The organism is Kordia algicida OT-1, from assembly GCF_000154725.1.
Classification (GTDB): Bacteria; Bacteroidota; Bacteroidia; order Flavobacteriales; family Flavobacteriaceae; genus Kordia; species Kordia algicida.
Genome location: NZ_DS544873.1, coordinates 2,466,536 through 2,480,736 on the forward strand (window position 1 = coordinate 2,466,536; position 14,201 = coordinate 2,480,736).

Annotated in this window: 10 protein-coding genes and 1 other RNA gene; 8 read left to right on the forward strand and 3 right to left on the reverse strand. The window is 34.3% G+C overall.

Annotation, left to right across the window (positions count from 1 at the left end; translation table 11 throughout):
- Nucleotides 1-31 precede the first annotated feature (31 nt).
- A complete protein-coding gene (locus KAOT1_RS21990; RefSeq protein WP_007094803.1) occupies nt 32-1,315 on the reverse strand; it encodes a sensor histidine kinase in 1,284 nt (427 codons plus the stop codon).
- 237 nt (nt 1,316-1,552) lie between these two features.
- On the opposite strand from KAOT1_RS21990, the gene KAOT1_RS10635 reads away from it, so the two are divergent.
- From KAOT1_RS10635 to KAOT1_RS10665, 7 genes are all read left to right on the forward strand, one after another.
- Complete coding sequence (locus KAOT1_RS10635; RefSeq protein ID WP_040559479.1) at nt 1,553-2,191, forward strand: hypothetical protein; 639 nt, start codon at nt 1,553-1,555, stop codon at nt 2,189-2,191.
- A 2-nt stretch (nt 2,192-2,193) separates the two neighbouring features.
- Entirely contained in the window at nt 2,194-2,490 is a 297-nt protein-coding gene (locus tag KAOT1_RS10640) for a winged helix-turn-helix domain-containing protein (protein WP_007094805.1), read from the forward strand.
- Nucleotides 2,491-2,671: 181 nt separating this feature from the next.
- Entirely contained in the window at nt 2,672-4,072 is a 1,401-nt protein-coding gene (gene creD / locus KAOT1_RS10645) for a cell envelope integrity protein CreD (RefSeq protein ID WP_007094806.1), read from the forward strand.
- Nucleotides 4,073-4,231: 159 nt separating this feature from the next.
- Entirely contained in the window at nt 4,232-4,543 is a 312-nt protein-coding gene (locus KAOT1_RS10650) for a hypothetical protein (RefSeq protein ID WP_040559481.1), read from the forward strand.
- 12 nt (nt 4,544-4,555) lie between these two features.
- On the forward strand, nt 4,556-5,065 hold the full coding sequence (xrtK, locus tag KAOT1_RS10655; protein ID WP_007094808.1) for an exosortase K: 510 nt from the start codon (nt 4,556-4,558) through the stop codon (nt 5,063-5,065).
- The gene (locus KAOT1_RS10660; RefSeq protein WP_007094809.1) at nt 5,043-7,715 is read left to right on the forward strand and encodes an MSEP-CTERM sorting domain-containing protein; all 2,673 of its coding nucleotides are present in this window, start codon (nt 5,043-5,045) and stop codon (nt 7,713-7,715) included. The genes xrtK and KAOT1_RS10660 overlap by 23 nt, the downstream gene beginning before the upstream one ends.
- Nucleotides 7,712-8,374, forward strand: a complete 663-nt coding sequence (locus KAOT1_RS10665; protein ID WP_007094810.1) for a DUF1361 domain-containing protein — start codon at nt 7,712-7,714, stop codon at nt 8,372-8,374. The genes KAOT1_RS10660 and KAOT1_RS10665 overlap by 4 nt, the downstream gene beginning before the upstream one ends.
- Nucleotides 8,375-8,407: 33 nt before the next feature.
- On the opposite strand, the gene KAOT1_RS10670 is transcribed toward KAOT1_RS10665, so the two are convergent.
- Both KAOT1_RS10670 and KAOT1_RS10675 read right to left on the reverse strand, forming a co-directional pair.
- Complete coding sequence (locus KAOT1_RS10670) at nt 8,408-11,692, reverse strand: Calx-beta domain-containing protein (RefSeq protein ID WP_007094811.1); 3,285 nt, start codon at nt 11,690-11,692, stop codon at nt 8,408-8,410.
- A 298-nt stretch (nt 11,693-11,990) separates the two neighbouring features.
- Complete coding sequence (locus KAOT1_RS10675; protein ID WP_007094812.1) at nt 11,991-13,199, reverse strand: NAD(P)-dependent oxidoreductase; 1,209 nt, start codon at nt 13,197-13,199, stop codon at nt 11,991-11,993.
- A 359-nt stretch (nt 13,200-13,558) separates the two neighbouring features.
- On the opposite strand from KAOT1_RS10675, the gene ssrA reads away from it, so the two are divergent.
- Nucleotides 13,559-13,955, forward strand: a transfer-messenger RNA (tmRNA) gene (ssrA, locus tag KAOT1_RS22360).
- The last annotated feature ends 246 nt before the right edge of the window (nt 13,956-14,201 follow it).

The window sequence follows — 14,201 nt, forward strand, 5'->3', positions numbered from 1 at the left end:
GCGCAATACAAATGATCTCTTTGAATTTGAGTTATAACGGAATGGTAAACACGAACGTTGTTCCCTTACCAAGTTCACTATTTACAGTAATTTCTCCGCCGTTTCGCTCAATAATTTTCTTTACCAAAGCCAAACCAATTCCAATAGAATCGATTTCAGATTTTAGTTCCAATTTTTGAAAAAGCTCAAAGATTTTATTATGATATTTTTCATCAATTCCAGGTCCATTATCTTGTATAGAGAACTGATGTGATTTTTCATTTTTCTGGTAATCAATAGTAATTTTTACAAGTTCTTTATCATTGTGTTTGATGGCGTTTTGAATCAAATTTTGAAATACTTGTAACAATTGCGATTCATTAAAAATAACTTTTGGTAGTTTTTGTTTTGATTGAATGTGAACGTTTTCACTAGAATTTACCTTAATAATTCGATCGATCAACAATTGCGCATCTACGCTACTTTTTGAGCGTTCTTTATCCATTTGCAAGGAATAATTTAAAATTCCTTCTACCAACAAATCCATTTGTGTCACTTGCTCTTGAATGAGTCGTAAACTTTGATTGGCTTCATCGTTAAATTGATATTCTTCACCATCTGTCAACCAATCTGTTAAGGTATAAATGTTTCGTAACGGACGTTTCAAATCATGCGAAACTACATATGCAAATTCTTCTAAATCTTTATTTTTTCGGAGTAATTCTTTCGCCCTATTTTCCAAATCAATCGTACGCTGTCGAATTCGTTTTTCTAGTTTTACATTGATCGCTTCAAGCTTTCTTCTATAGCGAATCAATCCATTCATTACCAAAAAAGAAAAGATAAAAATGGTACTCATTGAGACTAAAATGGCACTTTCTGACATTCGATCTAAGTCTGAATAATACACTCTGTAAGCCAAATGAATCAATTGAGAAAAACTAAAAATAATAACTAACAATCGGTTGCTCAGCAACAATACCGAACCAAAAATAAAAACATAGGTTACCAACAAATAATCTAACGAAAAATTATTCAGCGCTGTTGCATACGTAAGGTAATATTGAAAAACAATAAGTGTTATAAAGGTAATCCAGCCGTAGCTTTCATTAATCTTGTCACGCTTCAAATAAGGTAATGAACCTACAAGAATAAAAAGTAACGAAAATACAATTTCACCATAAAAAGGAATGTGAAGATCGGGATTATAATACAACATAATCCACACATAAATGTAAGTACTTGGACCAGAAAGTAGAAATGTAAAACTACTATTTTTGATTTCAATAGGTTCTAAACGGCCAATATCTTTTAGATATTTTAAAACTTTATCCAATGAGCAATTTTATAGGTTAAGTTTTTAAAGTTATGGAAATGATTTTAAATAACTGAAAATCATCAACAATTAAATGAGGAAGCAACCAAATACAGAGGTAATTTCTTTCTTCTGACGCAGAAAAGAATTCATAATCATTTCTAGAACTCACTTTTAAAAGTGATTTTTATAAAAATTCATTTTTTACTTGTACAAACAGTCTTTTTTATTTTACTTTGTATTTCAAAGTACTTTACTATGACATCATCAGACTATCTAAATGACATTAAAGAGATTAAAAATCTCATGAATAAATCGTCTCGGTTTATTTCTCTAAGCGGACTTTCGGGCATTATGGCTGGAGTTTACGCTTTAATTGGTGCGTGGTTTGCTCGCCAAGAATTACAAAAAGTATATGAAGTTAAAAGTCGTTTGTATGAAAACGGACAATACTCAGGTTCGAGCGATGTAACTGTAAAACTATTGATGATTGCCGCTGTCGTACTATTTTTAGCAATTTCTACAGGAATTATTTTAACACGACGCAAAGCCCAAAAAAATGGCGAACATATGTTCGATAAAACTGCTATCAAATTAGTTATCAACTTTCTAATTCCACTTGCAACAGGAGGAATTTTCGCTTTGATTTTATTACAAAAAGGATTTGTTGGTTTTGTAGCGCCTGTTACCTTGATTTTTTACGGATTGGCTTGTGTCAATGCAAGTCAGCACACATTTGGACATGTAAAATATTTGGGGTTTGCTAACATCATCCTCGGATTAATTTCCACACAATATGTAGGATATGGATTGTATTTTTGGGCAATTGGATTTGGTGTATTTCACATCATTTATGGCGGATTAATGTATATCCTTTTAGAACGAACAGCGAAGTAACCGTGAGCATTATAAATAACATTAATAAAGCATTTGATCACCGAATTCGTTTGGGCATTATGTCCATTCTGATGGTTAACGAGTTTGCCGATTTTAAAATGCTAAAAGAACTCTTGTCAGTCACCGATGGAAACTTGGCAAGTCATGCAAAAGCACTTGAAAAAGTGGAATATATTAAAGTAGAAAAACAGTTTATCGGGCGAAAGCCAAACACACGATACAGCGCCACAAAACTTGGAAAAGTTGAGTTTAAAAAACACATAGAAGCATTAGAACAACTCATTAAAAAAAGCGAATAATTGTCAAATAAATACACTTACTAATTGAATAGAAACACATACTAAATGAACATAATACGCCACATACAATTTACGGTACTTTGTACAAAACAAATCACTAGGCTTCACTCCTAGCAATCAAATAACACTATTTTTTTATCTACTCACTTTGAATTTCAAAGTACTTTAAAACTAACAAGAAATGGAAACACATCAAACAAACAACAACAAAAAGTTTACAACTTGGTTTAAGACTTCAATTACTGCACGAATGCTAGTTATGGGTGCACTCACTTTATTATTAATGATTCCACTTACGCTGATTCAGGATTTGATTGAAGAACGCGAAATTCGACAAAAAAGTGTCGTTCGAAAAGTAAACGGACAATGGGGAAATGAAATTTTACTATATGGTCCAATTTTAAAAGTTCCGTATGAAACGTTTCAAGAAACGATTGTATATGATGAAGTTACGAAAGAAGCCACAAAGGAAAAGCGTGCCACGACAAAATATGCATACTTTTTTCCGAAAACATTAGATATTGATGCAGACGTCAAAACATCTTCGAAGAAGCGGAATAATTTTGAAACTGCTGTTTTTACCGCAGATATTGCTGCTTCTGGAAGCTTTGAAACTCCTGATTTTTCATCGAAATCAATTCCCGATTCAACGATTGTTTGGGACAAAGCGACTTTACTCATCAAAACTACTAATTTAAAAGGCTTGAAAAGCGAAGTGAAACTAAATTTAAACGGAAATACTTATGGTTTTGAGACTAATTTTAAAACAAAAAATAACGAATATCCGCAGTTAGATGAACTCGAAAGTACCGCAATTGCTTTAAATGACATACCAAAAGATGGTTTGCGCTCGTTCAAGTTTCAACTGATGTATAATGGTAGTGAAAGCATCCGATTTATTCCAATTGGAAAAATTACAAACGTTGCGATGAAATCCGATTGGAAAGATCCGAAACACACCGGAAATTTTATCACACAAAACAAACGTACCACTGCAGATGGCGGATTTGAAGCCGATTGGAGACTTTTAAATACCAATCGTCCGTTTTCACAACAGTTTTTTCAAGCGTTACCAAATTTGAATCAATATGCATTTGGAACTGATTTTATTGTTCCGCTTGACGAATATCAACAAAGTGAACGCGCTGCAAAGTATGGTTTTTTAGTGATTGGTTTGACGTTTTTAATCTTCTTCCTCATTCAAACATTAAGCAAAATCCCAATTCATCCATTTCAATATTTAATGATCGGAATTGCGCTCGTAATGTTTTATACATTATTGATTTCAATTTCAGAACACAGTAGTTTCCTAAAAGCATATCTCATTGCAGGAAGCGCCGTTGTCGTGATGATTACATTGTATTCGAAGTCTATTTTGAAAAATTGGAAATTTCCTGTCTTTATAGGAACGTCATTAACAGCCTTGTATACGTTTATATTTGTTGTCATTCAACTAGAAAAATACGCGTTGCTCGCAGGAAGTGTTGGCTTGTTCTTAATTCTTGGAATTGTGATGTATGCTTCACGAAAAATCGATTGGGGATTTGATACGGAAACTTCAAAACCTGTTGTAGTGGACTAGGTTGCTGGTAAAAAAATTCAACATTTAACATTTAACAAAGATCGATTAGTTAGTTTGGTGAGAAAACGATTCCTGATTTTTTGGAATACGAGTGCTGAAAAGTCGGGTTTCGTTTTCATTATCGCATTCAAGTTCAATTTCAAACTCAATTTCAAACACATGAATATTCCTTTTGTATACAAACTTTTAAAAGCTGCAAAAATCACAGCAATACTGAGTTTTTTAGGCGGCACATTTTTACTTATTGCCTATTTTTATTACGCAGGCGCACACTTAATTTTAGACTTAGGTATTTATTATGCGTTACTGGCGTTATTAATTAATAGTGTGCTATTTTTCACGCTATACATCACATTTATTCACAGTCGTGTAAAGCGAAAAAAGATTTTAAAATCATTAGTATTAATGATTGTAAATGTGCCAATTGGCTTGTGTTACATTGGCGTTATTATAAGTTATAACTTACCGTAAATTTTACATTCGATGAAAAAATTAGCTTTCAAAACAGGTTTTGTTCTCGGATTGATACTTTCCTTAAAAGCCATTTACAGTGTTGCAAGTTTGGCGATGTTAAAATGGTTTATGTATCCAATGATTCCGTTGGTTGAATTGTTTACAAAAAACACTTTTACTTGGATTCCTGAAGTTGGTTTTAGTTCGCCTGCGGGAATTATCATTGAAAAATCTTGCGCAGGCGGCAATTTCTTCATCATTTGTCTTGCTTTTTTATGTTTTAAACTGTGCCAATTTGAAAATATTAAAAAGACCATTTTACGGTTTTTGTTTCTAACTATTGGTAGTTACTTCATTATGATTATTGCCAATACTGCACGAATTATCAGCGCAATCAAATTAGCATCACAAGAATGGACACATCAATTTGTAGATCCTAAAACAGCACATTTAGTACTCGGAAGTATTTTATACATTTTTATTTTACTCGTTATCAATCACTTTATTTCACAAAAACATGTTACCATTCAAACTACATAAAACATACGCATATTTTGTTTCCTTAATTCTTCTGCAACTCATTCTAGGTTGGCTGTTTTATACTGCTTTTGACACACCTAAAGGAAATACATTTCCCGCTACAGGTTTCACACTTTTTTGGGGATTTCTACTGCTACTTTTTACAGTATTGATCTTCTTTGAAGTTGCAAAAAAAATTAAGCCTTGGTTGTTGCCTCTGGCTATTATTATTTGTTATAGTATCTTTTTAATGCAATTGTATGAATCTGATATTTTTCATCAAATTCCACGCATTAAAGCTAGTAGTATAAATTTTGAAATTATTCCACTATACTTGACCATTCCTGGGATTTTTCATGCAATGCTCGATTTGATTTTTAAGCAATTCAGACCAAGCGGAAAACTCAGGGAAAATGGACAAAATTTTGCTTTTGCAGCGACAATTCCGATAGGCATTTACACAATTGCAATCATTATAATTCCGCTATTCAGTCGCGGTAATGGTTCATTTCTGCATTTAAACATGTTCATTATGAAAATAGCTATTTGCATTGCAATTGCTTCGTTTTTGTTTTTCTTTTTGCGTTTTATTTTAGGGAATATTGTTGGAAGAAATTTGAATGCAAAAAACCCAATTATGGTGGTGCTTTTTGGAGCTATCTTTCCTTTTATAGGATTGGCGTTGAATGCAGAATTTAAAATTTTCGGAAACTTTAATTTTATAGCAATTTATATCGCTTTGATTCTAAATGCCATCGGATTGATTTTACTATTGCAAGATGCTGTATTGTCAAAATTTATTGGATTTCTGGGCGCTTCCGCAGGATTTCCCGTAGTGTTATATTTTTTCATCATCTTCTTGCCATATATTCCGCTTTCGTTTATCGCACTGATTGTACTTGGCGCAGGAATTTTAATGTTGACACCAATTGTGTTATTGATACTTCAATATAAAATCATGTCCCGAGAGTTTGTAACAATTACTAAAACCTATGGAAAAAAGAAACTGTTGTTGTGCAGTTTTGCATGTTTACTATTGCTTCCTATCAGCTTTTTTGGATTTTGTATGGATCATAAAAATTACTTCAACGATGTGATTGCCGAAACTGATTTTTACGATGCTTCTAACACGAATTACGTAGATTATGATACTGAAAAAATCGTGTATATTTTAAAAGAAATGAACAAAGGAAATCGTAGACTTTCCTTAGGAAATGCAGAAAACAGGTTGCCTATTTTATCTATTTTTTATGACTGGTATGTGTTTGATAATTTGCAAGTTTCACAACGAAAAATAGCAGATATTCAACGGTTATTTTTAGGAAAAATACGTTCTAGCTGGAATCGATACGTTCCGCCACAAAGGCTAAATGCCGAAGTGAAATACAAACACTATACAGAATATGATGCTAAAAATGATTTTTATAAAACTGAAGTTCATCTGGCTATCACAAATCTTGATAGTGTTGGCATGCGCGAGTTTCGAAGTGAATTTACTTTACCAAAAGATGTATTTATTACTGATTATTATTTAGATATTGAAGACCGTAGAACGTTTGGAATTTTAGCCGAAAAGAAAGCTGCCAATTGGATTTACGAGCAAATTACAACACAACGTCGTGATCCTGGAATTTTGCAATATTTGTATGGCGATGTCCTTTCCTTGAAGATTTTTCCGTTCAAAAAAAATGAAACGCGTACTTCAGGATTCACTTTGTATCACAGAACGCCTGTACATTTTACGATCAACGAAACACCAATTGATATTGATGTACAACCGTTGGCACAACATGTAACTGAATTGAGTGCGAATACTTTTTATGTTCCAAGTGCTGTGAAGAAAACATTGCCTAAAAAACAAATACCCGTAAATTATTATTTAGTAGTTGATAATACGACAAAAGGTGAAAAATTTAGAGAACAATTCGAAGAAGATTTTTCAAGTTTATCTCCTGAAATTCAAGAGAAAGCACAAGTTTTGTATGTAGATGCTGATGTAAACTGGGGAACGCCAACTGCACCAAAAGCATGTGGATTTAATTATAAAAAAGTCATCAGTCAAATTTTATACAAACATCGCAATCAGGAAAGTATTCCGTTTGTGGTGGTATATGCGCCGTATGAAAATCGTTTTCAAGGAAAGTTTAGTACTTGGGAAATGGAACAAGCATTTCCGTACTATAATTTGATAGAGCATTCGCATTGGGACAAAAAGATTCCTTCTTTTATGGAATTGGTAGAATTTTCACAAAATGGAGCTTCTAGTTTTCTTCATAACAATGCACAACCTTCGTTGGTAAGTTTTGACGATACTGCCACTTTAGATCGTAATATTTCAGGAAATCCGTATTTGAATGCATTGCAATTACGCTTATTTCACGATTTGAATGATTTGAATCCGAAACGTAAAAAAGAGCATTGGCTCAACGCTTTGCGCGAAAGTTTTAAACAGAATATTTTAACACATAGTACGACTTTTATTTCACTTGAAACAACAGCGCAAGAAGAACGCTTGTTGCAAAAACAGAAAGAGATTATGAATGCTGATTATACCGAAAAAGCAGGTTCTGAAACACGTCGTATGAGTGAACCTTATTTTTGGGTATTGTTGTTAGTATTTGCTTTTATCATCAGGAAACAATTTTTATTAAAACAAGCTAAAAAAGTATGAGATTACAAACGTTAAAATTAAATCAGTTTTTGGCTTTAAATAGTGCATTTTGTATCGCGTTATTAGTGTTGCGCGTGTATGTTACCGGAAGTTTCTTTTACAGTTTTTTGGTGTGGAATTTATTTTTAGCCATCGTTCCTTTCGTGATTTCTTCTTGGTTGTTACGGACGAATTGGTTGCGAAAACACACGTTTCCATTGCTTTTAATTTTAGGGGTTTGGCTGTTATTTTTGCCAAATGCACCATATTTAATTACCGATTTGATGCATTTGCGTCATGCGCGATCTTCTTTGTCTTGGTTAGATCCTTTTATGTTGTTTGCTTTTGCTTGGAATGGACTTTTTCTGGGAATTATTTCATTGTATCAAGTTTTTCAAATACTGACTGATAAATGGAATATCGTTGTAGCAAAACGTTTGTTGTTTTTGATTGTTTTTTTATGCGGATTCGGAATTTACTTAGGAAGATTTCAACGTTGGAATTCATGGGAATTGTTCAGTGATCCAATTATTTTGTTTAAAGATTGTTTTCGAAGCATTTCACATCCAGAATACAGAACAAGAACTTGGGGAATTACGCTTGGTTTTGGTAGTTTCCTTTGGATTTTATTTTTAACAGTACAAACATTTTTCCCTATAAAAAAAGCATCTCGTTTGTGAGATGCTTTTTTGTTGTTTATTAATTTTAATTGATTAACAGTCAGATTGAATGTTTATTTCAAAATTAAATATTGTAACACAACCATTTTGTATGTTAGTAGCTCTAGCATATATGGTTTGTACTGTTGGTGTGATACTCGTATACGTTGTTGGTGATACGATAGGATTTGTTCCTGCGTCAGCATCTGCTTGCGTTTCGTAGTACGTTACTTCTAAATTGGAAGTGTTATCTATAAATACTGAAGGTTCTATTTGTGTTAAATCAAATACTCCTAATCCATCAGTTGTTGTTCCTGCACTACTATCACAAGCGGTGATAAATGGTCCACTGTTGGGAATAAATGCAGGCGAGTTGAATACTTCTAGCTCTAATGTACTTATATCATAACCTCCTGTTGGGAATTCTACTCTTACAAATAATGATGTTACACCATTTGCAGAGGTTGAATATGGTGATGGAATTGCGTTGGTATTATTGTCAGCATCACTAACTGTTGTATGATAAGAAACAATTCCGTCTCCTCCATTGAGATAATATGCATCCATTGAATTGAGATCAAAAGAACCAACGTTACTTCCATTATCATCACAAACACTTAAGTTTCCTGAGTTTGGAATTGTTGGTGTTTCGTCATCATCAATGATGGTTACTACTGATTCTGCTTGTTGATTGAAAGTATTGGTAGAAGCTGCAACACCGAAAACAAGGAATGTTTCTTCATTTTCAGATATATTATCATCGATAATTTGTATGTTGAATGAAGCTGAAACTTGTCCCGCAGGTATTGTCATTGTTTGTACTTCAGCTGTATAATCCATCGGACTTGAAGCAGTTATATCTTGTGTAGATATACTTATTACAGTATCTACATTAGAAGGATTGTCCAACATGACTGGAATACTGACGACTCCATCATTTTCAAAGACATCTGCCCCTTGTATCGTAAAGTTTACTCCTGTGTCATTGTCGGTGATAATTACTGCAGCAGAAAGTGTAACACCTGGTGGATTTAATACGTTTCCAGAAGATATATCGGCAGATACTACAAATTCTTCTGTTTGTTCTACATCAGCATCATCAACAATTGGCACTGTAAAACTTACTGATAGCTGTCCCGCAGGAATTGTGAGTGTTTGTACTGTTGCGGTATAATCCATTGGTTGTGTTGCGCTAGCATCAAATGTTGAGATACTTATTACCGTGTCAATGTCACTTGGCACATCTAAAGAAACAGGAATGGTTGCAGAACCTGCATCTTCACTTACTGTCACACCTGAAATGCTTAGGGTAGCAACTGGTTGCGGATTTGGATCGTTCGGATCGTTTGGATTACTTATTCCGTTTGGAATTAAGTCTGTACTTGGGTTGTCAACTCCTGTGAGTTCCTCACAATCGGTAAGTCCATCGCCATCGCTATCTTCATAACTCCAGTAGAGAAATACTTGTCCTATTGCTGTTTGATTGGAAGTATTGTTGGTAGCAACTACGTAAATACTTTGTGTGTTACTAGTTAAATCTGCAATTGAAACTCCAAATGGAGAACTTAACGGACTTGACTGCGCTTGTGCGTCAGCTTCTGTACGATAGAAAGCGTATGTGTGTAAATCATTTCCTTCGGAGTCTATAATGGCATCTAAGTCAAACAATACAGGATCGCATTCTGTTCCTAGCGCTTCTGTAGTAAATACAACTACGTCTTGCGCATCAAGATAATCTGGAATTTGATCGCCATCACTATCATCATTTGTAGGATCGTTGTCACCATCATAATCTTCATCAGCAGTATTTATGCCATCGCCATCATCATCTGCATCTTGATAGTTTGGTATTCCATCATCATCAGTATCATCATTGGAAAGGTCGTTGTCTCCGTTTACGTCTTCAAAGGTATCAAAAACACCATCTTCATCTGTATCAATAAAACCTGTACAAGAACTTAGCGCACCGAGATCAATGTCAGTTCCATCAAGCGTTCCTGTCATAATTTCGGTAATTTGATTACTTGTAATATCGACACCTTTTAGAGAATAATCTAAAGTTCCACAATATGAGTATGTGTAATTAATGGTTCCATCAGTTACAGGAATGATTTCGGAGGTTCCATCAATAAATAATTGAATGTATCCATCGGTCACATCATCTCCATCACAGTTTACAAATGTTCCTGTAAATGTTGATACGTTTTGATTAGCGGTTACTGTTATTGTAATGTCAGTATCTGTTGTAAAAGGACCAACTGTTGTAGTAAATGGATCGCCTTGACATGAAGAACCTGGCACAATTACCGTTAGTTCTTCTCCTGCAGGTACCAAACCACATTCTGTACCTACTGAATTGGTATATCCGTATGTTCCTGTACTGTTTAGTAATGATGAGTATAAATCTAATGGTGTGTATCCTAATGGTCTTCCGCCTTCATCTACTAACGTAATGCATAGTGTGATTGACGGATAAGGATAGTCATAATTCCAAAAAGAAAAGTGTCCTACTTCTCCAACATACATATTTCCTTGTAGTGTTGCTTCTCCTTCTTCCACCCAATATCCTAATTCTTCATCAAAATGCCATAAGGGAATGGTTGCTGGTGGATTTGTTGAGTTTGCAGGAATTGGCATCGATATTTGCGACATGTTTCCTTCTTGTAATTGCAATTTTTCTCCAGAAGCACTTTTGAGTTCTACAGCGATCATTCCATAAGTTTCTAAAGCTACCGCGTCGCCACTTGCATCTTGTGCAAATAACATTCCTGGCATCATCGCTTCCATGTTTTCATCATCTGGACTTAAATGTTTTAAGACTACGTCAACTTGTCCGTTGTAAGGTGTTCCATCTTCACGAGTATAGTTTCCGTTAAACGAAACTTCTGTTCCGTTGCTAAGATTTACCATTGCTGTTTCTCCAGAAGTGATTGTTGCGATGACTTCTTCTTCCAATAGCATGATTTCAACACGATTTACGTCGGTTGCAGAAGGTGCTAAGGCTCTTGAACCTGTAATGTAACCACTTTTTTCTGCACGTATGTAAGCAAATTTTTCGAATACTTCTGAGCTTGATATTGAGAATGTACCAAAAAGATCGGTAGTTGTTACTGTATTTCCTATACGTATGGTAACTCCAGAAATTGGATCATTTTGCTCATCAACCACACGACCTAAAAAGCGAGCTGTTACTGAGCTTCCAAAATTTTCTTCGAAGTTTATTGGTGTTATTGGTTGTTCTTCTTCTGCGGTTTCTTCTGGCACTACATTATCGTCATTTTCACATGAAAATGTGCATAGCAATAGTATACAGAAAAGGAATAGTATTGGTTTTTTCATCGGTTTATTTGATTAAGTTGTTTACTAAAATAACAATTAAACCGTAGATATTCCTACCTTTATCGTTGTATTTCTAAGTAATTAGCTGAAATGAAGCTATTTTCAATTAGTATTATACTTGAAGTACGCAACATATTATTCCCGAAAATAAAGTATGCTACATTTATGAAAAAAGCTGCCTTAAAAAATTTTTAGACAGCTTTCGTTTGATTTTTATTTTTGATTGTAGCATTGTCATTTTTCTCATAAGAGAAAAGCTCAACACCAAACTATAATGTATTATTGAAGCATTTTTTAGTTATGAGTGACCATCTACATAGTCTTGCAAGTATGCATAGCGTTCCGTGAGTTTTCCATCGGAAGTTGTCATTTTAGCTCTGGCTAATACACCATCTTTGTCTCCGTTGTAAAACGCAGGAATAACGTGTTGTAAAAACATTTCTCCAAAGCCTTCACTGGCATCTTTTGGCAATTCACAGGGCAAGTTGTCTACAGCCATGACAGTGATGGCATTTTCGGCGTTGAAAGCGACTTCTTTTTCTGTTTTTGCATCGTACCCGTAAAAAGGATCAGCAATTGTTGAAGGACGAATGGTACTTGCTATAGGACCATCAATGTCACAAGAAATATCGGCAATCAGATTGATTTTAAAATCAGGATGTTTTGCGTCTTCACGGGTAAAAAGATACGGAGCTCCATCACCATAAAAGTGTCCTGCAATAAAAAAGTCGGTTACTTTGGCATAGGGCATAAAGTTACTTTCGTAACCACTTGGATCTTTGTAAAATTCAAACTTATCTCCTACTTTTCCATCGGTACGTTTGCTGTATTCCATGACGTCAATCATACAATATACAGGTTCTGTAAAGTTGGAAGTAAGGTATAAAGCATCACTAACTTCTTTGATGCCTAAATGATCTAAGATTTCTTTGGCGCCAAAGGCAACTTTTCCTGTGCCTGATAGTGCAATTTTTATATTGGGAATGGTAATCTTGTCTAGCTCTTTTTTTACAGCATCCAAATCGGCAAGTGTTTCTACTTTTGGCAGATTGAACAATCCGTCACGCAATCCCATTGCTCGAAAACCGTTGTAAGCTCCTACTAAACCTGCGTAACGCCCAAAACCAATCAAGCGTCCGCCATTGGCTTTTGTGATGACTTCGTGATCGTACATTTCAATTTTTTTTGCCAACATTGCTTGTAATAGCTTGCGATTGTACGGTTGTTTTTTGATGGTGTGAGAAAAGTAAAAGTATTTTTTGTTGGGAATTAAATGATCGAGCGGCACTTCTTTTACGCCAATCATTACATCACAATCTGAGACATCATCTGTGACTTCAAATCCTTTTTCTGCGTAAGCTTTATCTGCAAACACACGAATATCAGAACTTTCTACTTTAAAAGTTGCTTGCGGAAATTGTATTTTAGCATCTGCTAATTTTTTTGGAGAGAATACCACGCGTCTGTCTGGCGGATTTTTACGTTCTTTGATGATGGCAAATTTCATGGGCTTTTTTCCTTTTTATTTTTTTTCGAAGATATTAGATTTTAGAAGTTTATACAACTGATTTTTTAGGAAGCATATACTTTTCTTGAATTTAAACGGTTTCTTATTGAAATTTTATGTTTGAATTGAGCTTTGATAAAAAATACACCTACTTTTATTTACTTAAATCGTTGAATATTTTTAGGTAATTTCTTTTTTCATTTACACTTTACTAAGGTTTTTTGTGTCAGAATGACATATTTATCACTTAAAAAGCGAGTTTTGCATACTTTTTGAACATTAAATAGTGTAAAATTGCTAAGAATTAGTAAATTCGCAATCCTTTTTACAATTGTAAGAAAAAGTTCTTTAAACATATTGGGGTCGACTGGTTTTGACAGCGAGTCGAATTGAAGTGTAAGCACGTCGAGCGCTGGGATACAGCTCGTTAATATCATATTTCACACTTTTTAAATGGCGAGAATAACTACGCTTTAGCTGCCTAATCTGAATTATAGTAAGATAAGCCCAGTTTCCGTAAGACGGAAAAGCTGAATGTCTCGTGATAGCCCTTGTTGCCGGCGATCACATTTGAGGCACCATAAAAGACAACATCGAAATTATGTAGCTTCGTCATAATTTTTACAACTAAGAAGCTAAGCTATTGGTGGGCGGTTTTTGGTCAGCTAATAGTCGAAAATTAAACAAGAACTAAGCGTGTAGAAAGCATTTTAATTGCTTGTTTGGACGAGAGTTCGATTCTCTCCGACTCCACAAATAACGCTCTAAAACATTGATTTTAGGGCGTTTTTTTATTTTGGGTGTCAATATCGTTGGCAGTTACACCGTTTTTAGCTCCATTTTTTACAGTAATAAGAATAATTCTCGATATTGTAATCTTGAAATATTATCTAGTTATTTTTCAAATTTTAGTCTAAGATTTTACAGAATTCACAGTGCAATGACGAGTAGTTAATTATTGTAAAAAAAAAAAAGAATTATCATTGGGCAATGATAATTCTC